The sequence below is a fragment of the Stenotrophomonas sp. SMYL8 genome (assembly GCF_036320065.1).
In the GTDB taxonomy this organism is placed as follows: Bacteria; Pseudomonadota; Gammaproteobacteria; order Xanthomonadales; family Xanthomonadaceae; genus Stenotrophomonas; species Stenotrophomonas maltophilia_A.
The window spans coordinates 135,969-158,974 of sequence record NZ_JAWIRR010000003.1 but is presented as its reverse complement, the minus strand read 5'-3'; the positions used below and the strand labels follow the sequence as shown (position 1 = coordinate 158,974).

Below are 23,006 nucleotides of genomic sequence, written 5' to 3'. Positions count from 1 at the left end.
GCGGTGGGCGGGGGGCCGCGCCCCGCCCCCGCCACTACCAGAAGCGGGTCATGCGCCACGACCAACGGTCGTGGCCTACCGGTTTGGTGGGTATCGATGCCCACGTGCCTGGTGGGTATCGACCGTTGGTCGATACCCCTCACAACCACTTCGCGCGCTTGAACAACCGGTACAGCCCCACGCACACACCGCCCACGCCCACGATCATCAGCGGGTACGACCACGGCTCGCTCAGCTCCGGCATGTGGCTGAAGTTCATGCCGTACCAGCTGGTGATCAGCGTCGGCGCCGCCAGCAGCGCGGCCCATGCGCCCAGGCGCTTGACCGTCTCGCCCTGCGCCAGCGTCACCAGCGACAGGTTCACGCTCAGCGCGGTGCCCAGCATCTCGCGCAGCGTGTCGATCACATCGCTGATGCGTACCGCGTGGTCGTGCACGTCGCGGATGTACAGCTTCACTTCGTCGGGGATCAGCTCGCCCTGGTAGCGGCGCAGCTGCGCCAGCACGTCCTGCAGCGGTGCCACCGCCATCCGCATCTTGTTCAGCTCGCGCTTGAGCTCGTACAGCCGCACCACCGTGCTGCGCTTGTAGGTGTCGGCGAAGATGTCCTTTTCCAGCAGCTCCAGGGTGTCGCGGAAGCGGTGCACGATGGGCAGGTAGTTGTCGACCACGAAGTCGGTCACCGCGTACAGGCAGTACGACGGGCCCATCTTCAGCAGCTGCGGCTCGCGTTCCACCCGCGCACGCACCGGGGCATAGGACAGCGACGCGCCATGGCGTACCGTCACCAGGAAGCGCGGGCCGAGGAAGGCATGGGTTTCGCCGTACTGGATGCGCTCGTCGACCATCTGCGCGGTGGTCACCACCACGAACATGGAATTGCCGTAGGTCTCGACCTTGGGCCGCTGGTGCGCGTTGCGCGCATCCTCGATGGCCAGGTCGTGCAGGCAGAACTCTTCCTGCAGTTTCAACAGCACATCATCATTGGGGTCGTACAGGCCGACCCAGACGAAGCCATTGCCACTGGCAATGACATCGCTGATGGCGTCCAGGGTGATGTCGTGGCGTTTGCCCTCGTCATCGTAGTGGACGCAGTTGATGACGCAGGCGGGGTTGGCCGAGGCGGGCGCGGCAGCAGAGGCGGGCAATGACATGCCCGCCATCGTGCGTCAGGGCTGTGTTTTGGACAAGTGAGGAGTACGCCCCAGCACCCATGCCAGCGCGACGTGGACGGGCAGCAGCAGCACGATCCACTGCACGTTGTACTGTGCCTGCAGGCTCAGCCAGTGCAGTACCAGCGCGGCCACCGCCTGTACCGCCAGCAGCCACAGCACGATCCTGAACATGCGGCCCGGCACGCGACGACGCAGCAGGGCGATTGCACCCGGCAACAGCAGCACGGCCAGCGGCGAAAGCAACAGCAGGTTGCGATTGGCCCACGCGGCGTAGTGGATGCTGAAGCCCCACAGGAACACCAGCACGCCACCAAACAGGGCGCACAGCAGCCAGAACGGCAGGGCCAGCCCGGCCAGCAGGCGCGGGCGGTTGCGCAGCGCCAGCACGCCGCCGGCCACGATCAGCCCGAGCAGCAGCCATGGCCACCAGCGGCGCGCGAATTCCTTCGGCTCCGCATCGATACGATGCGGCAGCAGTTCCTGTTCGGACTGCACCAGCGGACGGCCATCGCTGTTGCGTGCCTGGCGCAGCGCATCGGCCAGGCGCATCGGCACGAAGGCTTCCTGCCAGCGCGATAGCGGCTGGTCGGCGAACGGCCCAAGGCCGACATCGAAGCCCAGCCACATCCACGGTGCCGGCGACGCCAGGCGGACCGATTCACTGCGGTAGGTGTTGCCGCGCGAGCGCCCCGACAGCTGCGACTGCAGGCCGCCACCCAATGCCTTGTCCACCGTGTCGCGCACCATCGTGGCGCAGTTGGCGGTGTAGTAATCGTAGTGGTAGCGCGCGTTTTCCGGCTTGGCCCGCTCGGCCAGGTCGGCGGCCAGCGCACGCGCCTGGTCCGCGCGCAGGTCCAGCCACTGCACGCTGGCGCCACGGCCGGTCTCGTCGTAGTAGGACAGGTCCTGCTGCAACGGCAGCGCCACCAGGTAATACATCATGTCGCCGCGCGCGAAGCGGCTGATGAAATCGTCCTCGGACGGATCGAAGTAGCCGAAGTTGTACGAGGTTGCCTCGCCGCTGACCGGATCGACCACGACGATGGCGTCGTGGCCGAAGCGTTCGAAGAACACGGTGCCCGGCTGCATGGTCACCACGCCGATGCGCGGGGCAGGGGCTTCAGCGTTGGTCGCGGGTACGGCAGGTGTGGCTGCGACCGGCTGCGCGAAGGCGGCCAGCGGCAGGGCCATGGCCAGCACGCACAGTGCCAGCCACACCATGAGGATCAGGCCGCGGCGCTTCAAGCGTCGTCCTGCGCGTCCGGCGGCAGCACGGTCACGTGGAAGGCCTGTACCCGGCGCGCATCGGCGCGGGCCACGCGGAACATGAAGCGATCCAGCGCCAGCTCGTCACCGACTTCCGGCAGATGGCCCACGGCCTCGGTGACCAGGCCGCCGATGGTGTCATAGTCCTCGTCGGAGAACGTCGCGCCGAAGCGCTCGTTGAAGTCGCCGATCGGGGTCAGCGCGTCGACCACGTACTGGCCGTCAGACTGGATGGCGATCTGCGCCGAGGGATCTTCAGCCTCGTCATGCTCGTCGTCGATCTCGCCGACGATCTGTTCCAGCACGTCCTCGATGGTGACCAGGCCGGCGACACCGCCGTACTCGTCCACCACGATGGCCATGTGGTTGCGCGACAGGCGGAATTCCTTCAGCAGCACGTTGAGCTTCTTCGCTTCCGGGATCAGCACCGCCGGGCGCAGCAGCTCGCGCACGTTGGCCGGGCCGTTGTCGGCAACCACGCCGCGCAGCAGGTCCTTGGCCAGCAGGATGCCAAGGATGTCGTCCTTGTTCTCGCCGTGCACCGGGAAGCGCGAATGGCCGGATTCGACCACCTGCTTCATCAGTTCCAGGAAGGGCGCTTCAACCGGCAGCGAGACCATCTGCGAGCGCGAAATCATCACGTCGCCCACGGTCAGCTCGGCCACCGAAATGGCGCCTTCCATCATCTTCAGGGTATCGGCGGCGATCAGACCCTCTTCCTGCGCGGTGTGCAGGACAGCGACCAGCTCGTCGCGGGTATGGGGTTCGCCGGAGAAGGCGGAGGTCAGGCGTTCAAGCCAGCCGCGCTTCTTTTCACTGTGCTCCGCAGGGGAGCTACTACTGTCGTCTTCTGACATCTCTGGAAAAAAGGCACCCGGCAGGCCGGGCGTTGACCCAAGTCTAGCAGGATGTGACGGCCTGTCAGTGACTGCCGGTGGCCGGGGTTGGGGCGGCCGGGGCCGGCTCTTCCTCGGGCAGGTCCAGGCTGTAGGTGCAGCCGGCCAGGGTCTTGCCGGGGTGGGAGGCCACGGTGGAGACGCTGAGGATGATCGACTCGATCTGGGCCTCGCCGGTCTTCGGGTCGGTCACGTCGCGGCTGACCAGTTCGCGGCCGGCCATGAACTTGCCGTCCTGGTCGTAGCCGGTCTCCAATCCCAGCCGTTTGGCCAGCGGGCGTGGGTCGGCCTGGTCGAGCACCGCCATGATGCTGGCGCCGGCCACCGCCACCCGCTCGGTCTGTTGGCCGAAGACGGTGATCGGGCCGGCCAGCCGGAACTCGCTCATGAACTGGTTGCCCTGCGGCAGCGGCTGCAGGCCCTGGGCCACGGCCTTCAGCGGATCGGACAGCAGCGGCGCCAGCGCGGCCTGCTCGGCCACGCCCTGGCGGCATTCGATCAGGGCCGGCAGGTCCAGGCTGGTGGCGAAGGCGGCGGGAGCGGCGAGGGCACAGAGCAGGGGCAGGCAGCAGCGCAGTGACACGGTCGGTTTCCGCAGGCGAAGGGCCGCCATCATAGCCCCGGCGAGCGCCGGAACAGCCCGGTGAGAAGGCGCAGGAAACCGGTCATCGCCCGCCGCACGACCATCAGTGAGAGGGTCAGCACGACCGCAAGCATGGCGACCTGCATCGCTTGCCCCGCGATGCGCGCCACCGCCGGCCACAGGCCCGGGCTGGTCAGCCAGGGCATCAGTTCCGCTGCCGCGGTCCTGGCCACTTTCATGTAGATCACAGCCAGCACGAACAGCACCAGCAGCGAGGTGCGGCTGGCGTGGAAGAACGGGAGTGCGTTCACGGAGCGGCCCAGGCGGCGATGCACGATCATCCGCCACAGGACCGGAAGGGTCAGTGCACCCACCAGCGTCAGCACCATCGACGTTTCAAGCAGACCGGGGAGATGGGCCGGTTCCAACCGTCCGCTGAGGTGCGGGCCGATCATGCCGATCGCCAGCCCGGTCAGCAGGCACACGGGCGAGAGCAGGGCCACGCTGCGCAGCAGCCAGTGCCTGCCGCTGGGGTCGCGGGCGCTGATGCGGCGCACGGCATACGCGCCCAGCACCAGCAGCATGGTGAACAAGGTGGCGCCGATCACAAACATCATTGAGCCGTTTCCCGAGGTCATCCTTGTTCCTCTCGTGTTCCTGGCGACGGGCGGTGGCCCGCTCAGCGCTCGCCCGCGTATGGATCGTCGATGCCCAGCTCGGCCAGGATTTCCCGCTCCAGCTGCTCCATCGCCTCGGCTTCCTTGTCGTCCTCGTGGTCCCAGCCGAGCAGGTGCAGCACGCCGTGCACGGTCAGATGCGCGTAATGGGCATTGAGCGCCTTGCTCTGTTCATCGGCCTCCCGTGCCACGACCGGAGCACAGATCACCAGGTCACCCAGCAGCGGGAATTTGACGCCCTTGGGCAGGCCTTCCGGCACTTCGGCCGGGAAGCTGAGCACGTTGGTGGCGTAGTCCTTGCCGCGGTAATGGCGGTTCAGCGACTGCCCTTCCTTGGCATCGACCACGCGGATGGCCAGATCTGCCTCGCGGATGCGGCCCTTCAACGCGGCGGCCACCCACTTGCGGAAGCTCACTGCCGCCGGCAGGCCGGCGCGCGGCAGGGCATAGCTGACGGCGACGTCCAATCGCACGGGACCACGGGTCATGGAGTTGCTCCAGGTTGGATCTGATGCAGGTCGCGGCGGTCGTACGCGCTCACGATGCGCGCGACCAGCGGGTGGCGGACCACGTCACGGGATTCGAAGAAGGTAAAGCTGACGCCCTCGACCTCACGCAGCACGTCGATGGCGTCGCGCAGGCCGGACTTCACGTGCTTGGGCAGGTCGGTCTGGGTCAGGTCACCGGTGACCACCGCAGTGGAGCCGTAGCCCAGGCGGGTCAGGAACATCTTCATCTGCTCGATGGTGGTGTTCTGTGCTTCGTCCAGGATCACGAACGCATCGTTGAGCGTGCGGCCGCGCATGTAGGCCAGCGGCGCGATCTCGATGACGTTCTTCTCCAGAAGCTTGACCACCTTTTCCACGCCCATCATCTCGTACAGGGCGTCGTACAGCGGTCGCAGGTAGGGATCGACCTTCTGGCTCAGGTCGCCGGGCAGGAAGCCCAGCTTCTCGCCGGCCTCCACCGCTGGGCGCACCAGGATCAGGCGCTGAACCCGCGATTCATTCAGGGCCTCGACCGCGCTGGCCACGGCCAGGAAGGTCTTGCCGGTACCGGCCGGGCCGATGCCGAAGTTGATGTCGTGGGTGGCGATCTGGTGCAGGTAGCGGCCCTGGTTGGCGCCGCGGCCGCGCACCGTGCCGCGCTTGACCTTGATCGCCACGTCCTGTGCTTCGTAGGAGCGCTCGGCGATCTGCTCGACATTGGCCTGCGCCAGGCGCAGGTGGATGGCGTGGTTGTCGAAGGTCGTTTCGCCGGCTTCGGCGTACAGCGCTTCAACCAGCTTCTGCGCCTCGACGATGGCTTCGTTGGGGCCGCTGATGCGGAACACGAAGCCACGATTTGCGATCTCCACGCCGAGCTTCAGCTCGATCTGGCGCAGGTGCCCGTCGAAGGGGCCGCACAGGTTGGCCAGTCGCTCGTTGTCTTCCGGCGACAGGGTGAAGTCTCGATGATCGATGCTTTTCATTGCTTGGGGTGGGGCGGACGCCTTCCACCGCAGTGTATTCAGGGAGGACAAGGGTAGCGCGCGTGCGGGGCACACAGCCAGCAGACGGTCGATACAGCGTTTTCCACACGCGGTGTGGACGGGGCACGCGGAAACCTGTGGATAGACCTTCGCAATGCTTGTGCCACAAGGCCCATGAGGTCCTGGTGAAAAAAGCGTCATGGTCGCCGGTCGCTACGGCAGCACTGCCACGGGGGGCCTGCGCGGGGGGCATTCATCGTGATGGCAGTGCAGGTTTCGTTGCCCGGCGAGCAACAGCGCCAGGTCGTGCCGGATTTCCACAACGGTTGTGGAATGATGCCGAATCAACCTGTGGATAGGTGGTGCGGAGCCTTGCAGCAAAAGGCTTGCCCACGCGTGGTGAAAAAACCGTCAGGGCTGATTGGAATCATTGAGGGTGCACGGGGCACATGGCACCGTGTCGCCGTCGCAGGAGGGGATGGCATGGGCATCGGCAACGGGATGCGTGGAATCGGACTGGCGGGCATCGGCCTGCTGGTGGGGTGTGGGCAGTCAACGCCGACTGCGCTGGGCACGCTGGAGTGGGACCGGATCACGGTGCCGGCACCGGCGGCCGAAGTGATCGCCACGGTGGAGGTGCGCGAGGGCCAGCAGGTCAAGGCCGGGGCCGTGCTGATGCAGCTGGACCCGGCGCGGGGAGACGCGCAGTTCGCCGCAGCGCAGGCTGATACGGCGCGTGCGCAGGCGCAGCTGGAAGAACTGCAGATCGGCCCACGCCAGGAGCAGATCGCTCAGGCCCAGGCACAACTGGCCGCGTTGCGCGCACAGGCTGCCGAAGCAAGTGCCTATTACCGACGGGTCCAGCCGTTGGCGCAGCAGCGCTTGATTGCCGCCGCTGAACTGGATCGAGCACGCGCCGCCGCCGGCAATGCCGAGGCCAGCGTGCGTGCTGCCGAGCAGGCCTGGCTGGAGCGGGTGCACGGCAGCCGTGTGCAGGATATCGCCCAGGGCCAGGCGGCCGCCGATGCCGCACGGGCACAGCAGGTGGTACAGAGCGTGAACCTGCAGAAGCTGCAGTTGCGTGCACCGCGCGACGGGGTAGTCGATGCATTGCCCTACCGGCAGGGTGACCAGGCACCGATCGGTGCGCCGCTGGCAGTGATGCTGGTCGGCGAGCGCCCCTATGCGCGCGTCTACCTGCCGCAGCCGCTGCGTCTGCAGGTCACCGTCGGGCAGGCCGCACAGGTGCAGTTGGAAGGGGGCGGTACCGTGCTGAAGGGGCGCGTGCGTTCGATCCGCAGCGAGCCCTCGTTCACGCCGTACTACGCATTGACCGGCGACGACGTCGCGCGCTTGAGCTATCTGGCCGAGATCGAAGTGGACGAGGCTGCGGACATGCATAAGCTCCCGGCCGGGTTGCCGGTACAGGTGCGCTTCTGAACACCGGTGCGGACATCGCGGTGCATGCGCAGGGCCTGACCCGCCGCTTCGGCGAGCTGCTGGCCGTGGACAACGTCGACCTGACCGTACCGCGCGGACAGGTATACGGTTTTCTGGGCCCGAACGGGTCTGGCAAGTCGACCACCATCCGCATGCTGTGCGGCCTGCTGGAACCCAGCGCAGGGCAGATCGAGGTGCTGGGGTTGGCGGTTCCCGAGCAGGCCGAAGCGCTGCGCCGACGCATCGGCTACATGACCCAGCGCTTCTCGTTGTATGAAGATCTGTCGGTGCGCGAGAACCTGGAGTTCCTCGCCGCCATCCAGGACCTGCCGCGCGCACAGGCCCGGCAGCGGGTCGACGAACTGCTGCAGCAATACCGGCTGCAGGACCGCCAGCCACAACTGGCTGGCACGCTCAGTGGTGGCCAGAAGCAGCGCCTGGCCTTGGCCGGTGCCGTGGTGCATTCGCCCGAACTGCTGTTCCTGGACGAGCCGACCAGTGCGGTCGATCCCGAATCGCGCCGCGATTTCTGGGAAGCCCTGTTCGAGCTGGCTGATGCCGGCACCACGGTGCTGGTGTCGACCCACTACATGGACGAGGCCGAGCGCTGCCACCGGCTGGCAATCCTTGATCGTGGCGCACTGGTGGCCGACGGCACGCCGGCCGAACTGTGTGCACGGCTGGACGGCCGCACGCTGCAGGTCACCTCGACGCAGCCGCGCCAGGCCAGCCGCGCACTGTCTGAGCTGCCCGGCGTGCTGAGCGTGGCGCAGATCGGCACCCAGCTGCGGGTATTGTGCAGCGAGGATGTCGCGGACGCCGCCGCATTGCGGCGCGCGCTGGCCAGCGCCGATCCGCAGGCCCGCATCGAGGCGGTGGCACCGAACCTGGAAGACGTGTTCGTGGCGGCCACCCGCGGCCGTGGCCGGGAGCCGGCGGCATGAACCTGCGCCGCCTGTGGGCGATCATGCTCAAGGAGCTGCGGCAGCTGCGCCGCGACCGCATCACGCTGGCGATGATCGTCGGCATTCCGGTGATGCAGCTGCTGCTGTTCGGCTACGCGATCAATCTCAACCTGCGCCATCTCAACGCCGGTGTCGCTGACCAGGCCAACAGCGCGGCGTCACGCGCGCTCGTGCAGGACATGGTCGCCACCGGCGTGATCACGCCGCGCAGCGAGGCGTACACGCCCGATCAACTGATGCAGGCGCTGCGCCGTGGCGAAATCAGTGTCGGCATCGTGGTGCCGGCCGACTTCGAGCGTCGTCGCTTCGATGGACGCGAGGCGGTACAGGTGCTGGTCGACGGCAGCGACACCGTGGTACAGAGCGCAGCGATCCAGCTGGCACAGGTGCCGCTGGATACGCGCCCGACCAGCAACACGTGGCCGCTGCGCGAAGGCAGCATCGCCGGTGGTCCGATCAGCGTGACCAGCTTCTACAACCCGCAGCGGCGTTCGGCGGTGAACATCGTGCCGGGCCTGATCGGGGTGATCCTGACCATGACCCTGGTGATGTTCACGGCCGTAGCGGTGGTGCGCGAACGCGAGCGCGGCAACATGGAACTGCTGATCGCCACACCGGTGTCGCGCAGCGAACTGATGGTCGGCAAGGTGCTGCCCTATGCGGCCATCGGTCTGCTGCAGACCACGCTGGTACTGGTGCTGGGCACCTGGCTGTTCCAGGTGCCGATCCGCGGCAGCCTGCTGGACATCTATCTGGCCGCGGTGCTGCTGGTGCTGGCCAACCTGGCGCTGGGCCTGCTGATCTCAACGCGCGCGCGCTCGCAGTTCCAGGCGATGCAGATGACGTTGTTCCTGTTCCTGCCGTCGATCCTGCTGTCTGGCTTCATGTTCCCGTTCGCCGGCATGCCACGGCCGGTGCAGTGGCTGGCCGAAGTGCTGCCGCTGACCCACTTCCTGCGCCTGGTGCGCGGCATCATGCTGCGCGGCGCCTCGCTGTGGGAGCTGTGGCACGATGCACTGGCGCTGCTGGCCTTCATCGTGGTGATGATGACGCTGGCGATCCTGCGTTTCCGCAAGCGATTGGATTGAGGCATGCCATCCGGTAGTGCCGGCCGCTGGCCGGCATCAACTCCGGTGGGTGCCGACCGTTGGTCGGCACACCCTAACCTTATTCCGCCACCACGCGCGCGCGCAGCGAATTGGTCAGCGCTTCGGTGATCACCACGTCCACGAACTGGCCGATCAACCGCGCCGGCGCCGGGAAGTTCACCGAACGCATGTTCTCGGTCTTGCCGGTCAGTTCGTTCGGGTTCTTGCGCGAAGGGCCTTCCACCAGCACGGTCTGCACGGTACCGACCATCTTCTCGGAGATGCCGGCGGCGTGCGCATTGATGCGCTCCTGCAGGCGCGACAGGCGCGCGTGCTTTTCGGCATCACTGATCGTGTCCTCCAGGTCGGCCGCCGGGGTGCCCGGGCGGCGCGAATAGATGAAGGAGAAGCTGTGGTCGAAGCCGATGTCCTCGATCAGCTTCATGGTCTTCTCGAAATCGGCATCGGTCTCGCCGGGGAAGCCGACGATGAAGTCCGAGCTGATCGAGATGTCCGGGCGCACCGCGCGCAGCTTGCGGATCTTCGACTTGAATTCCAGTGCGGTGTAGCCGCGCTTCATCGCCGACAGTACGCGGTCGCTGCCGGCCTGCACCGGCAGGTGCAGGAAGTTGGCCAGCTGCGGCACGTCGCGGAACGCGTCGATCAGCGAATCGCTGAACTCCAGCGGGTGCGAGGTGGTGAAGCGGATGCGGCCGACGCCGTCGATCTCGGCGATGGTGCGGATCAGCAGGCCGAGGTCGGCGAACTCGCCGTCGCCATACGGGCCGCGGTAGGCATTGACGTTCTGGCCGAGCAGGTTGATCTCACGCACGCCCTGTGCAGCCAGCTGCGCCACCTCCACCACCACGTCCTCGAACGGGCGGCTGACTTCGGTACCGCGGGTGTAGGGCACCACGCAGAACGAGCAGTACTTGGAACAGCCTTCCATGATCGAGACGAAGGCCGAAGCGCCTTCGGCGCGCGGTTCCGGCAGGCGGTCGAACTTCTCGATCTCGGGGAAGCTGATGTCCACCTGCGGGCGCTTCTGCTCGCGCCGTGCACGGATCAGTTCCGGCAGGCGGTGCAGGGTCTGCGGGCCGAACACCAGGTCGACGAACGGCGCGCGCTTGATGATTGCCTCGCCTTCCTGCGAAGCGACGCAGCCACCCACGCCGATGATGACCTCGCGGCCCTTGTTCTTCAGGCCCTTCCACACGCCCAGCTGGCTGAACACCTTCTCCTGCGCCTTCTCGCGGATGGAGCAGGTATTGACCAGGATGACGTCGGCGTCGTCCGGGCTGTCGGTCAGTTCCAGCCCATCGCTGGCGGCAAGCACGTCGGCCATCTTGGCCGAGTCGTACTCGTTCATCTGGCAACCGTGGGTCTTGATGTACAGCTTGCCTTTCACCTGGTCGGGCTTGCGCGGACCGGCGGGCAGGGCAACGAGCGGGGTACCGCCCGGCGTGGCGGGCGGAAAGACGTCTGGCGTCCCGGTCATGGCGCTTAATCCATTCGGGTGGCGGGAAAGCGGGCAATTCTACCCGCATCCCAGCGCGCGCGCCGGCCCAGTAGAGCCAGGCCATGCCTGGCTGCTTTCCGTCCCGCAGGCACGGCGGGCGGGTCATCCACGCGTGGCGTGGATCTACTGGAATTCCGGGTCCGCCCCCCCCCGGTAGCGCCCGGCCGCGCCCGTCGGCATGCCTCAGGCCGCTGCCAGCTCCGCATCGATCTGCCGCGAACGGTCGAAAGCGGTCATCGCACTCATCCGTGCAATGTAATCAGCCGTTGCCGGCGCCGGCTGCACCAGGCCGAAGGCGGTGGTCCAGGCCAGCGCATTGCCCCACAGCACGTCGGCGGCGCTCATCCTCTCGCCGAGCAGGTACGGCCCCTGCGCCAGCTGGGCCTCGACCACCTGCAGCACGGTCTCGGCGTCGTTGTAGGGCGACATCAGGCGCGGCGGCGGCTCGCGGTGCATTGCCTTGTCGATCATCGCCGGCTCGAAACAGGCGCCGTAGAAGGCCATCCAGCGCAGGTAGGGGCCGCGCAGGGCGTCGCCGATCGGCGGGGCCAGCCCGGCTTCCGGGTACAGGTCGGCCAGGTACAGGTAAATCGCCACCTGCTCGGTCACCAGTGCGCCGTTGTGGACGATGGCCGGTACCTTGCCCATCGGGTTGATGGCCAGGTAGGCCGGGGCCAGGTTGGCGCCGGCCTTCAGGTCCAGCACCTGCATGCGGTAGTCGGCACCCAGCGCTTCGAGCAGGGCCACGGCGCCGCTCGAGCGTGAACGGGCGGCGTGGTACAGGGTGATCTGGCGGGATGTCATGGCATTGCTCCTTGCGGTGGGTGGTGAACTGGAGCTCATCCTGGGGCACTATTGCGGACGACTTCTGTCCTCGATCCTTCATGCGCCATACCGCCCATCGACTGTTGCGCCTGATCGCCCTGCTGCAGGCCCGTCGCCAGTGGTCCGGGGCCGAGTTGGCCGAGCGCATGGGCGTGGACCGGCGCAGCATCCGTCGTGACATCGAGCGCCTGCGCGAACTGGGCTATCCGGTGCAGGCCTCATCCGGGGTTGGCGGCGGCTACCAGCTGGGGGCAGGGGCACCCGTACTTCCCATGCTGTTGGATGAGGAAGAGGCGACCACCCTGGCCATCGCCCTGCGCGCGGCCTCGGCCACCGTCGCCGGCATTGACGACACCGCGCGTGGCCTGCTGTCCAAGCTCGACCCGCTGGTGCCGACCCGTCGCCGCCAGCAGGCCGGCGAGGTGCATGCAGCGACCGCCACCCTGTCCGATCTTCCGTCCACCGATGCGCGCGTGCTCGGGCGGCTGGCCCAGTACTGTCGGCAGGCGTCACGGCTGGCCTTCGAATACCGCAGTGCGCAGGAGGCCGTCACCCTGCGCGAGGTCGAGGCCCAGCACCTGGTCAACTACGGGCGGCGCTGGTACCTGCTGGCCTGGGATCTGGGACGCCAGGACTGGCGTACCCTGCGCGTGGACCGGATGGGAACGGTGCGGGAATGTGCAGAGCCGGGCATGCACCGGCGCACCCCCGCGCCGCCGGACGTGATGGTGCGGCAGGCGGTCAGCCAGGCCCCGTTCGCGCTGCAGGCCATCGTCCGTCTGGCCGGCAGCCGCGCTGAACTGGAAGGTCGCATTCCGCCCTGGTGCGGAGTGCTGGAGGCGGACGGCGCCGAGCACTGCCTGCTGCGCATGGGTGCTGAGAGCCGGGGCATGATGCTGGCGCAGATCCTGAGCCTGGACCGGGTGCCGGTGGCGCTGTGGACCACGCCGCCGGGCCTGCGCGACGAACTGGCCCAGCGCCTGGCCGGGCTGGGCCAGGTGCTGGCTGTGCCGTCGGTCACAGGCTGAGCCACATCGCTTGGCAAGCCCCGGCGAAGCTGGGACACTCGCCGCCATGAAGGGGATACTGGGGACAACGGCGATCATCATCGCTGCGCTGACCGCTGCGCCGGCCAGCGCCGGAACCCTGTACAAGTGCCAGGGCCCTGACGGCGTCACCAGTTATGTGAGCAAGCGGGTGGCCGGTGCGCGCTGCAGCACCATCAGCTACAGCCGCGACACCCGTCCGGCGCCGCGCCCGGTGGTGGCCGCGCCAAGGCCGACGCCGACCGCGGTGGCCAGCATCGAACGCAATCCGGTGGCCGTTGCCGCGAGCGCCGCAACGCCGGCAGCGGCCGCGCCGACACCTGCATCCGCGCCCGCAGCTGCTCCAGCACAGCCGGTCGCCCCGCGCGCCGGACGCATGGTCAGCGGCCAGGTCTATTCCTTCATGAAGGACGGCGTGCGCCACTACACCAGTGCGCGCCCGACCCAGGTGGCCAACCTCGGCCCGGTGCGGACCATCCGCTACAGCTTCATGGAGCGCTGCTACGCGTGCGGGGTCAATCCACGCGTGGACTTCGGTTCGGTGCGCTTGAACACCACCGCGTTCCAGACCGAGATCACCTCGGCCGCGCGCGAGTTCGGCGTCGACGAAGCCGTGGTGCGCGCCATCATCCACGCCGAGTCGGCCTACAACCCGACCGCGCTCAGCCGCGCTGGCGCGCAGGGCCTGATGCAGCTGATGCCGCCGACCGCGGCCCGTTTCGGGGTCAGTGACTCCTACGATGCCGGGCAGAACATCCGCGGTGGCGTGCAGTATCTTGCGTGGTTGCTGAAGCGCTTCAACGGCGACCTGACCCTGGCTGCCGCCGGCTACAACGCCGGCGAAGGCGCGGTCGACCGCCACGGTGGCGTGCCACCCTACAGCGAGACGCAGTACTACGTGCGCCGGGTCGGGCAGCTGGCCGAGCGTTACCGCACCGCCCTGAGTCACCAGTAGGTGCCGACCGTTGGTCGGCACTCCTTGAACAGGTAGGCGCCGACTGTCAGGCGGCACGCATCTGAAAGAGTTGTTGCAATGCGTTGTGTGGCGCGCGACGGTTCCGCTACACTCGCCCATGATTCAATGCGGCTCTGGCCCCCACCGGATCCGCTGGCAGCCTTAAAGCTACCTAATCAATATCGGAGTGCCGGATGGCCAACGATGGGGTACACGATCCAGTCAACACCGGACGTCGGCGTTTTCTTTCTGCCACCACAGCCGTGGTGGGCGCCGTCGGCGTCGGATTCACCGCAGTTCCTTTCATCAAATCCTGGAATCCCAGTGCCCGCGCCAAGCTTGCCGGCGCACCGGTGGTGGCCGACATCAGCGCCCTGCAGGAAGGCCAACGCCTGATCGTGGAATGGCGTGGCCAGCCGATCTGGATCGTCAAACGGTCCAAGGCGATCCTCGATGCGCTGCACGGGCTGGACGGCCGTCTCAAGGACCCCGAGTCCGGCGAGAAGGACCAGCAGCCGGAGTACGTGCTGAAGCAGAACCCCGAGCTGCGCTCGATCAAGCCGGAGATCTCCGTGCTGGTCGGGCTGTGCACGCACCTGGGCTGCTCGCCGGAAATGGTCGCCGAGATCCGGCCCGAGCCCTACGATCCGCAGTGGAAGGGCGGTTACTTCTGCCCGTGCCACAAGTCGCGTTTCGACATGTCCGGCCGCGTCTTCAAGGACGTGCCGGCGCCGATCAACCTGAAGGTGCCCGCGCACCACTACCAGGACGACAACACCATCATCATCGGTGTTGATCCGCAGGGGGCTGCCTGATGGCCAATATCCTCAGCCGTACCGCCAGCGGCGTCGCCGACTGGGTCAATGCCCGCGCGCCGGGCCTGATGCCGGTCTACCGCAAGCACGTCACCGAGTATTACGCGCCGAAGAACTTCAACATCTGGTACTACTTCGGTTCGCTGGCGCTGCTGGTGCTGGTCAACCAGATCGTCACCGGCATCTTCCTGACGATGCACTACAAGACCAACGCCGCCGAGGCGTTCGGCTCCATCGAATACATCATGCGTGATGTGGAGTGGGGCTGGCTGATCCGCTACATGCACTCCACCGGGGCCTCGCTGTTCTTCATCGTGGTCTACCTGCACATGTTCCGCGGCCTGCTGTACGGCAGTTACCAGAAGCCGCGCGAGCTGGTATGGATCCTGGGAATGCTGATCTACCTGGTACTGATGGCCGAAGCCTTCATGGGTTACGTGCTGCCATGGGGCCAGATGTCGTTCTGGGGCGCCAAGGTGATCATCTCGCTGTTCGGCGCCATACCGGTGATCGGCAACGGCCTGACCGAGTGGATCATGGGCGACTACCTGCCCAGTGACGCCACGCTCAACCGCTTCTTCGCGCTGCATGTCATCGCTTTGCCGCTGGTGCTGTTGCTGCTGGTGGTGCTGCACCTGGGCGCGCTGCACGAAGTGGGTTCGAACAACCCCGATGGCGTGGAGATCAAGAAGGGGCCGAAGGGCAACCGCTGGTCGCCGAACGCGCCGGCCGACGGCATTCCGTTCCACCCGTACTACACGCTCAAGGACGGCGTCGGTGCCGGCTTCCTGCTGATCATCGCCGCCTTCATCATCTTCTTCGCGCCCGGTTTCGGCGGCCTGTTCCTGGAGCACGACAACTTCACCGAGGCCAACCGCCTGGTGACCCCGGAGCACATCAAGCCGGTCTGGTACTACACGCCGTACTACGCGATGTTGCGCGTGGTGCCGAACAAGCTGGGCGGCGTGCTGGTGATGTTCTCGGCCATCGCGATCCTGTTCCTGGTGCCGTGGCTGGACAAGGCGAAGGTGAAATCGGTGCGCTACCGCGGCTGGATCTCGAAGGTGATGCTGGGCGTACTGGCGGTGTGCTTCGTCTGGCTGGGCGTGATCGGTTCCGGCCCAGGCACCGACGTGCACGAGACCTACATCGGGCGGGTACTGACCTTCCTGTACTTCGCGTTCTTCATCACCATGCCGCTATGGACAAGGTTGGACAGGACCAAGCCGGTACCGGAGAGGGTGACCACCCATGACTGAACGCTGGATGGTCCGGCTGGCCCTGACGGCCGCCCTGATGCTGGGCAGTTTCCTGGCCTCCGCCGCCGAAGGCGGCACCAAGCTGCTGCAGGCCGGCAACGATCTCGGTGACCGCGCCTCGCTGCAGCGCGGCGCGCAGCTGTACATGAACTACTGCTCCGGCTGCCATGCGCTGAAGTACCTGCGCTATTCGCGGATGGCGCAGGACCTGGGCCTGACCGAGGAAGAGGTGATGAACAACCTCAACTTCACCGGCTCGGCGATCGGCGACCCGATCCCGGTGGCGATGCCCAAGGAGAACGCCGAGAAGTGGTTCGGCAAGATGCCGCCGGACCTCAGTCTGATCGCGCGCGTGCGCGGCAGTGACTGGGTCTACACCTATCTCAAGTCGTTCTACCTGGACAGCAGCCGGCCGCTGGGCTGGAACAACGCGCTGTTCGCCAACGCGTCCATGCCCAACCCGCTGTGGGAAATGCAGGGCCTGCAGCATGCCGTGCATGGCAAGCCGGAGGCGCCGGGCATGGATCCGCCGGTGACCGGCCTGCGCCTGGAAACGCCAGGCAACGTCGATGCCGGACAGTACGACCAGGCCGTGCGTGACATCACCAACTTCCTCGAATACGCCGGCGAACCGGCCGCGCTCAAGCGCCAGCAGCTGGGCGTGTGGGTGATCCTGTTCCTGGCCCTGCTGACCTTCCTGCTGTACCTGCTGAAGAAGGAATACTGGAAGGACGTTCACTGAATCTGCCGCCGACCATCACACGGGCCTATTGGCTTTTGTGATGGTCGGTTGCACACTCGGGGAGGAGTCGATCGCTGGCACGGTGCCGGCGGCGCCGATGCGGCAGGCGGTCTCCTGTCGTGGGAGAGCCTTTGATGGCGGCGAGCGTACGCATGCGCAATACACTGACGCTGTTTTCCTCGAACGACGATGTGCTGTGCCACCGTGTACGTCTGGTGCTGGCGGCGAAAGGGGTCACGTTCGACTTCGTTCCGGTCGATCCGCAGAACCCGCCTGAAGACCTGATCGATCTCAATCCGTACCACTCGGTGCCGACCCTGGTCGAGCGCGAGCTGGTGCTGTACGCGGCGTCGGTGGTCAGCGAATACCTGGACGAGCGCTATCCGCATCCGCCACTGATGCCGGTTGATCCGCTGTCGCGTGCGCGCATCCGCCTGGCCATGCTGCGCATCGAGCACGACTGGGTACCGCAGGTGCAGGCCATCCAGCTGGGCAACAAGACCCAGGCCGAGGCCGGCCGCAAGCGCCTGAAGGAGCTGCTGACCGCCTCGCTGCCGCTGTTCAAGGCCAGCAAGTTCTTCCTCAACCCGGAAATGAGCCTGGCCGACTGCGCGATGGCGCCGATCATCTGGCGCCTGCAGTCGCTGGACGTGCCGCTGCCGAAGGACGGCAAGGCGATTGAAGACTACGGCAACCGCATCTTCCGCCATCCCGGTTTCGTCCGCAGCCTGACCGACCAGGAAAAGAAGCTGCGCGATCTGCCGGTCTGATCCGGGCATGCGTTACCCGTCTGCACGCCGACCGGCGTGCAGGCGATCCGCCCCGGCAGGGCGCCGGGCGCGTACACTTCACGCATGACCGAAGACTTCTTCCACATGACCAGCCACCGCCCGTACCTGCTGCGGGCGCTGGTGGAATGGATCAACGACAACCAGCTGACCCCGCACATCCTGGTCGACGCCGGCGTCCCCGGCGTGCAGGTCCCGCCTTCGGCGGTCAAGGATGGCCGGGTTGTGCTCAACATCGCCGAACGCGCTGTCGTGCGGCTGATGATCGACAACGAGATGGTGAGCTTCTCGGCGCGCTTCTCCGGCACCAGCTACCCGGTGCAGGTGCCGATCAGTGCCGTGCTGGCCGTCTATGCCCGCGAGACCGGGCAGGGCATGGCACTGCCGGATGACATTCCGGGCAGCGAAACTGCGCCGACCAGCGACGAACTGCTGCACGAGGAAGGCACGCCGCCGGACGATACCCCGCCGGCCAGTCCGCCGCCCAAGGGTCGCCCGAACCTGCGCGTGGTCAAGTAATCCCTCTGGCGCCGCCCCGATGGGCGGCGTTTTCCTTTACAGGATTTACCGGTGGGTGCCGACCGTTGGTCGGCACCCAAAGCCCTTAGACATCCTCGGCATCCTCCGCATCCGGCCGGATCTGGCTGATCCGCGCCGCGCCCGGGCCAGTGAACGAGATCAACTGGTCGCCGCGCAGCACCATGCGGCCCACGTGGCGATCGATGCCATCGTAGGAATACTCGAACTTGAACGTGCGCTCGAAACCGAGCCGGCCATCCTCGCCGCGCGACAGGCGCAGGCCGGTAGCGTGCACCGCCTGGTCCAGCCATTGCACGTCGGCTGCGCGGCAGGCATTGCGTCCCAGCTCGACCGCGCGCTCGGCGGCCGAACGCGCAGCGTTCCAGAAGAAATAGATGATTCCGCCGGCAATCAGCAACAGCAGCAGGGTGGGCATGGCGTCAGCCGTCAGAGGTCGATCCGGCAAAGATGGCGGCGAACGTGCGCTGGATCAAGCGCTGGATTCACCGCCGCGGCTGCGGTTCGCTGGATACCGGTTGCGCGGGCACGATGACCGGTTGCGGTGTCGGGGCGGGCTGCATCGGCGTCGCAGTCGGAGAGGGCATCACCAGCGGTGATGTGGCGGTCAACTGCAGCAGCGCTGCCCAGTCCTGCCGGTTGAAGCTGCATTCGTCCTCGCGGCCCGGCGTGCAGCTGGGGTCGATGCCGGTGCTGTTGCGTTCGCGCGCGGGCGGCAGCTTGATCAGCCCGGTGCGGTCCAGCGGCAGCAACCGCATCGCCACGGTGTTCATCACGTTGCCACCGACCAGGTACAGGGTCTGGTCGCCGCCAAGATTGGCCGCTACCACCACTTCGCAATGTGATTTCCAGTGGCCCACCGAGCCATTGCCCAGTGCCTGCACCAGCCCGCTGTAGCTGAGCGTGGTGCTGCGGTCGCGCAGGAAGCACAGCAGGTCGCCCGGTGCGGGCTTTGCGGTCGCGGGATCGACCAACCGGTACGGCACGCCCGAGGGGCCGCCCTGGTACGCGGCACGGATGTAGTCGATGTGGCGTGGCGAGGTGTTGAAGCCGGGAACGCCGGACTGCACCATCACCCAGGAAATGAACGCGGCTGACCACGGGTTGTCGACCAGGAAGGCGCGGCAGTCGCTGTCGGTGTAGCGCGTACCCAGCGGTGCCAGGCAGCTGTTGGCGCCGGCGATGCTGCCCATTGCGTTGAGCGTGCCGCTGTTGCGCCAGTAGCCGGCCACGCGCTGCCAGGCGATCAGGCCGTTGTCGGCCAGGTGATCGCTTTCGGCCTCGGTGACACTGAGGCTGGCGGCGCGGCCATCGCGATCAATGAAGGGCCGGAACCACAGCCGGTGCTCGTCGCAGGCGGTATTGCGGATGGCCACCGCCAACGGGCTCAGGCCGAAGCGGGGCGGCACATCGCAGGCTTCGGCGGCCGCGGCGGACAAGGGGGCTGCGGCCAGCAGCAGGCAGGCAGGCAAGAGCATCCGGCGCATGCGCGGCTCCTGTGGGGGATGACCGCAGCGTCGCAGCGCTGTCGTGAACGCCGGGTGTGAGAACCGGGTCAGGCCTCAGCCCGGCGGCGGGCCCAGCTTCAGCGACAGATCAATCGCCTGCACGTGCTTTGTCAGGCCGCCAATGGAGATGCAGTCCACGCCGTCCTCGGCGATCGAACGCAGGCCGCCCAGGCCCACGCTGCCGGATACTTCCAGCGGAATGCGGCCTGCCGTGATGCGCACGGCCTCGCGCCGCAGGTCCGGGCTGAAGTCATCCAGCAGGATGCGTTCGCAACCGGCTTCCAGCGCCTGGCGCAGCTGTGCCAGGTCTTCCACCTCGACCACGAGCGGCAGCGCGGGCCATTGCCGGCGCGCGGCGGCCACGGCTGCGGCCAGTGAACCGGCAGCGCGGATGTGGTTTTCCTTCAGCATCACCGTGTCGTACAGGCCGAAACGATGGTTCTCGCCACCGCCGCAGCGCACCGCGTACTTCTGCGCCAAGCGCAGGCCGGGCAGGGTCTTGCGGGTGTCGAGGATGCGTGTGCCGGTACCGGCCACGGCCGCCACGTAGCGTGCGGTGGTCGTGGCGGTGCCGGACAGCGTCTGCAGGAAGTTCAGCGAGGTGCGTTCGGCGCTGACCAGGCTGCGGCTTCGGCCGTGCAGCAGGGCCAGCACGGTGCCGGCGGTGACCGTGTCGCCCTCGGAGACATGCCATTCGATGCGCACGTCCGGATCGAGTGCGCGGTGGGTGGCGTCGAACCAGGGGCGGCCGGCGATCACCCCGTCCTGCTTGCACAGCAGGTAGGCGCTGTCGGCCTGGTCGGGCAGCAGGGCGGCGGTGACGTCGCCGCTGCCCAGGTCCTCGGCCAGCGCACGCGCGACATCGGCGGCGACAACGGCCGCATCCGGCGTCGGCAGCGCGCTCATGCGGCCGGGAAGTCGGCGATCTGGGCGGTCGGGATGGCTTCCTCGGCCAGCAGCACCGGGATGCCGTCGTCAACGCGGAACACCTGCTTGCGATCGCGGGTGACCAGCGCTTCGCGCAGCGGCTGCGCCAGCGGGTTGCCATCGGCCTTGTTCACCGCGCCGGTGGAAATGGCCTTGTTGAGGGCTTCCAAGCCCTTGCCATCCAGCAGGGACAGGGGCTGGCGGGTGTCCGGTGACACCAGCAGGTCGAGCAGCTTGCGATCCATGGTTCTTCGTCTTGCGTGGAAGATGGCTAGAATACGTCTTTAAGGCAGGTGACGGCCAATGACCCCCAACCCGATCGCGCCGCTTGTCGGCATCGTCATGGGTTCCCGTTCCGACTGGGAAACCATGCAGCACGCCGCCCAGAAGCTTGAAGCTCTGGGTGTTCCGTTCGAAGTGAAGGTAGTGTCCGCGCATCGGACGCCGGATGTGTTGTTCAGTTACGCCGAGCAGGCGGGCCCGCGTGGCCTGCGCGCGATCATCGCCGGTGCCGGCGGGGCCGCGCACCTGCCGGGCATGATCGCCGCCAAGACCGCCGTGCCGGTGCTGGGCGTGCCGGTGCAGTCCAAGGCCCTCAACGGCATGGATTCGCTGCTGTCGATCGTGCAGATGCCAGCCGGCATCCCGGTCGCCACCTTCGCCATCGGCAATGCCGGCGCCTCCAACGCCGCGCTGTTCGCCGCCGCGATGCTGGCCAGTGACCAGCGGGCGATCGGCCAGGCGCTCGACGCGTTCCGCGCACGCCAGACCGAAGACGTGATGGCCCACGACGATCCGCGCCAATGAGCCTGACCGTGGGCATCCTGGGTGGCGGCCAGCTCGCCCGCATGATGGTACTGGCCGGTGCGCCGCTGGGATTGCGCTTCGAACTGTACGACCCCGCAGCCGACGCCTGCAGCGGCCCGCTGGCGCCGCTCACCGTCGGTGCCTTCGATGACCGCCAGGCGCTGGCGGATTTCGCGGCCAAGGTCGACGTGGTCACGTTCGATTTCGAGAACGTGCCGGCCGACAGCGCGCAGTTCCTGGCCGACCGCGTGCCGGTCTACCCGCCGCCGGCCGCACTGGCCGTGGCCCAGGACCGGTTGAGCGAGAAGACCCTGTTCCAGCAGCTGGGCATTCCGCTGCCGGCCTTCGCTGACATCCGCAGCCGTGACGAGTTGGCCGCGAAGGCTGCCGAGTTCGGTCTGCCGTGCATCCTCAAGACCCGCCGCCTCGGTTACGACGGCAAGGGTCAGTTCCGCCTGCGCAGCGAGGCCGACATCGATGCCGCATGGGATGCGCTGGGTGCGCAGGTCGAGCGTACTGGTCTGATCCTGGAAGGCTTCGTGGCCTTCCAGCGGGAGGTCAGCGTGGTTGCCGTGCGTGGCCGCGATGGCAGCTTCGAGGCCTGGCCGGTCACCGGCAACTGGCACGTCGACGGCGTGCTGTCGGCCAGCGTGGCGCCGGCCGTGTTGTCGGCCGCCGAGCACGAGGCCGCGATCGGCTATGCCCGTCGCGTCGCCGAGCACCTGCAGTATGTAGGCGTGTTCGCGCTGGAGCTGTTCTGCCGCGATGGCGAGCTGTTGGCCAACGAGATGGCGCCGCGCGTGCACAACTCCGGCCACTGGACCATCGAAGGCAGCGAGACCTCGCAGTTCGAGAATCACCTGCGCGCCGTGCTGGGCCTGCCGCTGGGCAGCACCCGCATGCTCGGCCATGCCTGCATGCTGAACTGGCTGGGCGCGATGCCGGACCCGGCGCCGGTGCTGGCCCAGGCCAGCGGCCACTGGCACGACTACGGCAAGGAGCCGCGTGAGGGCCGCAAGGTCGGTCATGCCACGCTGCGCGATGATGCTGCTGATGCACTGGCCGATGCACTGGACCAGGTGGGTCTGGAGCTGGGTCGTCAGGCCCAGGTGGCGCCGGCGGTACACGCGCTGCGCAACCGCTGAACCCGGTACTGCCGGCCGCCGGCCGGCAATGCAACGATGTGGCGCGCCGGTGCAGGCATCGGCGCAACATTCCCGGTGGTAGCGTGGGCTCCTTTCACAGGAGTCACGACCATGCTCGACTGGAATGCCTACCGCAAGGAACTGAAGGGCCGCATCGGCGAGATCGGCAAGCTCTCGCCGGATACGGTCAAGGGCTATGCCACACTGGCCAATGCCGGCGCGCAGACCAACCACCTGGATGCCAAGACCCGCGAGCTGATCGCGCTGGCCGTGGCAGTGACCACCCGCTGCGACGGCTGCATCACCGTGCATGTGGATGCAGCGCTGAAGCACGGCGCCAGCCGCGAGGAAATCGCCGAGGCGCTGGGCGTGGCAGTGTCGCTCAATGCAGGCGCCGCGTTGGTGTACTCGGCACGGGTGATGGACGCGGTGGCCGCGCACGAGAGCGCGTGAAGCTCCGTACTGTTTCCCGGTAGTGCCGGCCGCTGGCCGGCAGATCGGGTATGTTCGTGCGCGTATGGGGATGCCGGCCAGCGGGCGGCCCGGCCCCCGGGGGGGGGCGCGGGCGGAGCG

Annotated in this window: 26 protein-coding genes; 13 read left to right on the top strand and 13 right to left on the bottom strand. The window is 67.3% G+C overall.

Going from position 1 to position 23,006, the window contains the following annotated elements; genetic code table 11:
- Positions 1-139: 139 nt before the first annotated feature.
- The 7 genes from V3B25_RS04555 to V3B25_RS04525 form a co-directional block, all read right to left on the bottom strand.
- Entirely contained in the window at positions 140-1,162 is a 1,023-nt protein-coding gene (locus V3B25_RS04555) for a magnesium and cobalt transport protein CorA (RefSeq protein WP_012510579.1), read from the bottom strand.
- 6 nt (positions 1,163-1,168) lie between these two features.
- Positions 1,169-2,419, bottom strand: a complete 1,251-nt coding sequence (locus V3B25_RS04550; protein WP_329810187.1) for a DUF4105 domain-containing protein — start codon at positions 2,417-2,419, stop codon at positions 1,169-1,171.
- A complete protein-coding gene (locus V3B25_RS04545) occupies positions 2,416-3,297 on the bottom strand; it encodes a transporter associated domain-containing protein (protein WP_005408827.1) in 882 nt (293 codons plus the stop codon). Before V3B25_RS04545 ends, V3B25_RS04550 begins: the two co-directional genes overlap by 4 nt.
- A 64-nt stretch (positions 3,298-3,361) precedes the next feature.
- Entirely contained in the window at positions 3,362-3,949 is a 588-nt protein-coding gene (locus V3B25_RS04540; protein ID WP_329810186.1) for a hypothetical protein, read from the bottom strand.
- The gene (locus V3B25_RS04535; protein WP_329810185.1) at positions 3,949-4,536 is read right to left on the bottom strand and encodes a hypothetical protein; all 588 of its coding nucleotides are present in this window, start codon (positions 4,534-4,536) and stop codon (positions 3,949-3,951) included. Before V3B25_RS04535 ends, V3B25_RS04540 begins: the two co-directional genes overlap by 1 nt.
- A gap of 62 nt (positions 4,537-4,598) precedes the next feature.
- Positions 4,599-5,084: an rRNA maturation RNase YbeY gene (gene ybeY / locus V3B25_RS04530; protein WP_049399905.1), complete on the bottom strand. Its 486-nt coding sequence runs from the start codon at positions 5,082-5,084 to the stop codon at positions 4,599-4,601.
- Positions 5,081-6,067 (bottom strand): PhoH family protein, encoded by a 987-nt coding sequence (locus V3B25_RS04525; RefSeq protein ID WP_005415936.1) that lies wholly within the window; start codon positions 6,065-6,067, stop codon positions 5,081-5,083. The genes ybeY and V3B25_RS04525 overlap by 4 nt, the downstream gene beginning before the upstream one ends.
- Positions 6,068-6,550: 483 nt before the next feature.
- On the opposite strand from V3B25_RS04525, the gene V3B25_RS04520 reads away from it, so the two are divergent.
- From V3B25_RS04520 to V3B25_RS04510, 3 genes are read left to right on the top strand one after another with little or no spacing between them, the layout of a single operon-like run.
- Positions 6,551-7,507: an HlyD family efflux transporter periplasmic adaptor subunit gene (locus tag V3B25_RS04520; RefSeq protein WP_329810184.1), complete on the top strand. Its 957-nt coding sequence runs from the start codon at positions 6,551-6,553 to the stop codon at positions 7,505-7,507.
- A gap of 20 nt (positions 7,508-7,527) precedes the next feature.
- Positions 7,528-8,451, top strand: a complete 924-nt coding sequence (locus tag V3B25_RS04515) for an ABC transporter ATP-binding protein (RefSeq protein ID WP_049399907.1) — start codon at positions 7,528-7,530, stop codon at positions 8,449-8,451.
- On the top strand, positions 8,448-9,560 hold the full coding sequence (locus V3B25_RS04510) for an ABC transporter permease (RefSeq protein ID WP_049423269.1): 1,113 nt from the start codon (positions 8,448-8,450) through the stop codon (positions 9,558-9,560). The genes V3B25_RS04515 and V3B25_RS04510 overlap by 4 nt, the downstream gene beginning before the upstream one ends.
- Positions 9,561-9,639: 79 nt before the next feature.
- Here the strand turns inward: V3B25_RS04510 and miaB are convergent, their stop codons facing one another.
- Together miaB and V3B25_RS04500 are read right to left on the bottom strand one after the other, a co-directional pair.
- Complete coding sequence (gene miaB / locus V3B25_RS04505; RefSeq protein WP_049399909.1) at positions 9,640-11,058, bottom strand: tRNA (N6-isopentenyl adenosine(37)-C2)-methylthiotransferase MiaB; 1,419 nt, start codon at positions 11,056-11,058, stop codon at positions 9,640-9,642.
- Positions 11,059-11,262: 204 nt separating this feature from the next.
- Positions 11,263-11,883: a glutathione S-transferase family protein gene (locus tag V3B25_RS04500; protein WP_049423267.1), complete on the bottom strand. Its 621-nt coding sequence runs from the start codon at positions 11,881-11,883 to the stop codon at positions 11,263-11,265.
- Between the two features lie 80 nt (positions 11,884-11,963).
- Between V3B25_RS04500 and V3B25_RS04495 the strand changes: the two genes are divergently transcribed.
- The 7 genes from V3B25_RS04495 (at position 11,964) to V3B25_RS04465 (ending at position 18,028) form a co-directional block, all read left to right on the top strand.
- Entirely contained in the window at positions 11,964-12,932 is a 969-nt protein-coding gene (locus V3B25_RS04495; protein WP_049423265.1) for a WYL domain-containing protein, read from the top strand.
- Positions 12,933-12,978: 46 nt separating this feature from the next.
- Positions 12,979-13,905 carry a lytic transglycosylase domain-containing protein gene (locus V3B25_RS04490; protein ID WP_329810183.1) on the top strand — a complete coding sequence of 309 codons (927 nt, stop codon included), beginning with the start codon at positions 12,979-12,981 and terminating at the stop codon, positions 13,903-13,905.
- A gap of 194 nt (positions 13,906-14,099) precedes the next feature.
- The gene (petA, locus tag V3B25_RS04485) at positions 14,100-14,720 is read left to right on the top strand and encodes a ubiquinol-cytochrome c reductase iron-sulfur subunit (RefSeq protein ID WP_049423262.1); all 621 of its coding nucleotides are present in this window, start codon (positions 14,100-14,102) and stop codon (positions 14,718-14,720) included.
- On the top strand, positions 14,720-15,979 hold the full coding sequence (locus V3B25_RS04480; protein ID WP_329810182.1) for a cytochrome bc complex cytochrome b subunit: 1,260 nt from the start codon (positions 14,720-14,722) through the stop codon (positions 15,977-15,979). Before petA ends, V3B25_RS04480 begins: the two co-directional genes overlap by 1 nt.
- Entirely contained in the window at positions 15,972-16,721 is a 750-nt protein-coding gene (locus tag V3B25_RS04475; RefSeq protein ID WP_032128878.1) for a cytochrome c1, read from the top strand. The genes V3B25_RS04480 and V3B25_RS04475 overlap by 8 nt, the downstream gene beginning before the upstream one ends.
- Before the next feature lie 134 nt (positions 16,722-16,855).
- A complete protein-coding gene (locus V3B25_RS04470; protein ID WP_005408842.1) occupies positions 16,856-17,491 on the top strand; it encodes a glutathione S-transferase N-terminal domain-containing protein in 636 nt (211 codons plus the stop codon).
- 84 nt (positions 17,492-17,575) lie between these two features.
- A complete protein-coding gene (locus V3B25_RS04465; RefSeq protein ID WP_019659028.1) occupies positions 17,576-18,028 on the top strand; it encodes a ClpXP protease specificity-enhancing factor in 453 nt (150 codons plus the stop codon).
- A gap of 85 nt (positions 18,029-18,113) precedes the next feature.
- Here the strand turns inward: V3B25_RS04465 and V3B25_RS04460 are convergent, their stop codons facing one another.
- The 4 genes from V3B25_RS04460 to V3B25_RS04445 form a co-directional block, all read right to left on the bottom strand.
- The gene (locus V3B25_RS04460) at positions 18,114-18,464 is read right to left on the bottom strand and encodes a DUF3301 domain-containing protein (RefSeq protein ID WP_049423257.1); all 351 of its coding nucleotides are present in this window, start codon (positions 18,462-18,464) and stop codon (positions 18,114-18,116) included.
- Positions 18,465-18,531: 67 nt separating this feature from the next.
- Positions 18,532-19,533 (bottom strand): DUF2272 domain-containing protein, encoded by a 1,002-nt coding sequence (locus tag V3B25_RS04455; RefSeq protein ID WP_329810179.1) that lies wholly within the window; start codon positions 19,531-19,533, stop codon positions 18,532-18,534.
- Between the two features lie 75 nt (positions 19,534-19,608).
- Entirely contained in the window at positions 19,609-20,460 is an 852-nt protein-coding gene (nadC, locus tag V3B25_RS04450) for a carboxylating nicotinate-nucleotide diphosphorylase (protein WP_049423252.1), read from the bottom strand.
- The gene (locus V3B25_RS04445) at positions 20,457-20,726 is read right to left on the bottom strand and encodes a Trm112 family protein (RefSeq protein ID WP_032128883.1); all 270 of its coding nucleotides are present in this window, start codon (positions 20,724-20,726) and stop codon (positions 20,457-20,459) included. Before V3B25_RS04445 ends, nadC begins: the two co-directional genes overlap by 4 nt.
- A 58-nt stretch (positions 20,727-20,784) precedes the next feature.
- Here V3B25_RS04445 and purE point away from each other — a divergent pair, with 58 nt between their 5' ends.
- From purE to V3B25_RS04430, 3 genes are all read left to right on the top strand, one after another.
- Positions 20,785-21,288: a 5-(carboxyamino)imidazole ribonucleotide mutase gene (gene purE, locus V3B25_RS04440; RefSeq protein ID WP_329810177.1), complete on the top strand. Its 504-nt coding sequence runs from the start codon at positions 20,785-20,787 to the stop codon at positions 21,286-21,288.
- On the top strand, positions 21,285-22,433 hold the full coding sequence (locus tag V3B25_RS04435; RefSeq protein WP_032128885.1) for a 5-(carboxyamino)imidazole ribonucleotide synthase: 1,149 nt from the start codon (positions 21,285-21,287) through the stop codon (positions 22,431-22,433). Before purE ends, V3B25_RS04435 begins: the two co-directional genes overlap by 4 nt.
- A gap of 111 nt (positions 22,434-22,544) precedes the next feature.
- Entirely contained in the window at positions 22,545-22,886 is a 342-nt protein-coding gene (locus V3B25_RS04430; RefSeq protein ID WP_004152082.1) for a carboxymuconolactone decarboxylase family protein, read from the top strand.
- The last annotated feature ends 120 nt before the right edge of the window (positions 22,887-23,006 follow it).

What these genes read in the sequence shown, in the direction of transcription:
- V3B25_RS04555 (WP_012510579.1), bottom strand. Translation starts at nt 1,162, where the DNA reads ATGGCGGGCATGTCATTGCCCGCCTCTGCTGCCGCGCCCGCCTCGGCC.
- V3B25_RS04545 (WP_005408827.1), bottom strand. Translation starts at nt 3,297, where the DNA reads ATGTCAGAAGACGACAGTAGTAGCTCCCCTGCGGAGCACAGTGAAAAG.
- V3B25_RS04540 (WP_329810186.1), bottom strand. Translation starts at nt 3,949, where the DNA reads ATGGCGGCCCTTCGCCTGCGGAAACCGACCGTGTCACTGCGCTGCTGC.
- V3B25_RS04535 (WP_329810185.1), bottom strand. Translation starts at nt 4,536, where the DNA reads ATGATGTTTGTGATCGGCGCCACCTTGTTCACCATGCTGCTGGTGCTG.
- ybeY (WP_049399905.1), bottom strand. Translation starts at nt 5,084, where the DNA reads ATGACCCGTGGTCCCGTGCGATTGGACGTCGCCGTCAGCTATGCCCTG.
- V3B25_RS04525 (WP_005415936.1), bottom strand. Translation starts at nt 6,067, where the DNA reads ATGAAAAGCATCGATCATCGAGACTTCACCCTGTCGCCGGAAGACAAC.
- V3B25_RS04520 (WP_329810184.1), top strand. Translation starts at nt 6,551, where the DNA reads ATGGGCATCGGCAACGGGATGCGTGGAATCGGACTGGCGGGCATCGGC.
- V3B25_RS04510 (WP_049423269.1), top strand. Translation starts at nt 8,448, where the DNA reads ATGAACCTGCGCCGCCTGTGGGCGATCATGCTCAAGGAGCTGCGGCAG.
- miaB (WP_049399909.1), bottom strand. Translation starts at nt 11,058, where the DNA reads ATGACCGGGACGCCAGACGTCTTTCCGCCCGCCACGCCGGGCGGTACC.
- V3B25_RS04500 (WP_049423267.1), bottom strand. Translation starts at nt 11,883, where the DNA reads ATGACATCCCGCCAGATCACCCTGTACCACGCCGCCCGTTCACGCTCG.
- V3B25_RS04495 (WP_049423265.1), top strand. Translation starts at nt 11,964, where the DNA reads ATGCGCCATACCGCCCATCGACTGTTGCGCCTGATCGCCCTGCTGCAG.
- V3B25_RS04490 (WP_329810183.1), top strand. Translation starts at nt 12,979, where the DNA reads ATGAAGGGGATACTGGGGACAACGGCGATCATCATCGCTGCGCTGACC.
- petA (WP_049423262.1), top strand. Translation starts at nt 14,100, where the DNA reads ATGGCCAACGATGGGGTACACGATCCAGTCAACACCGGACGTCGGCGT.
- V3B25_RS04480 (WP_329810182.1), top strand. Translation starts at nt 14,720, where the DNA reads ATGGCCAATATCCTCAGCCGTACCGCCAGCGGCGTCGCCGACTGGGTC.
- V3B25_RS04475 (WP_032128878.1), top strand. Translation starts at nt 15,972, where the DNA reads ATGACTGAACGCTGGATGGTCCGGCTGGCCCTGACGGCCGCCCTGATG.
- V3B25_RS04470 (WP_005408842.1), top strand. Translation starts at nt 16,856, where the DNA reads ATGGCGGCGAGCGTACGCATGCGCAATACACTGACGCTGTTTTCCTCG.
- V3B25_RS04465 (WP_019659028.1), top strand. Translation starts at nt 17,576, where the DNA reads ATGACCGAAGACTTCTTCCACATGACCAGCCACCGCCCGTACCTGCTG.
- V3B25_RS04460 (WP_049423257.1), bottom strand. Translation starts at nt 18,464, where the DNA reads ATGCCCACCCTGCTGCTGTTGCTGATTGCCGGCGGAATCATCTATTTC.
- V3B25_RS04455 (WP_329810179.1), bottom strand. Translation starts at nt 19,533, where the DNA reads ATGCGCCGGATGCTCTTGCCTGCCTGCCTGCTGCTGGCCGCAGCCCCC.
- nadC (WP_049423252.1), bottom strand. Translation starts at nt 20,460, where the DNA reads ATGAGCGCGCTGCCGACGCCGGATGCGGCCGTTGTCGCCGCCGATGTC.
- V3B25_RS04445 (WP_032128883.1), bottom strand. Translation starts at nt 20,726, where the DNA reads ATGGATCGCAAGCTGCTCGACCTGCTGGTGTCACCGGACACCCGCCAG.
- purE (WP_329810177.1), top strand. Translation starts at nt 20,785, where the DNA reads ATGACCCCCAACCCGATCGCGCCGCTTGTCGGCATCGTCATGGGTTCC.
- V3B25_RS04435 (WP_032128885.1), top strand. Translation starts at nt 21,285, where the DNA reads ATGAGCCTGACCGTGGGCATCCTGGGTGGCGGCCAGCTCGCCCGCATG.
- V3B25_RS04430 (WP_004152082.1), top strand. Translation starts at nt 22,545, where the DNA reads ATGCTCGACTGGAATGCCTACCGCAAGGAACTGAAGGGCCGCATCGGC.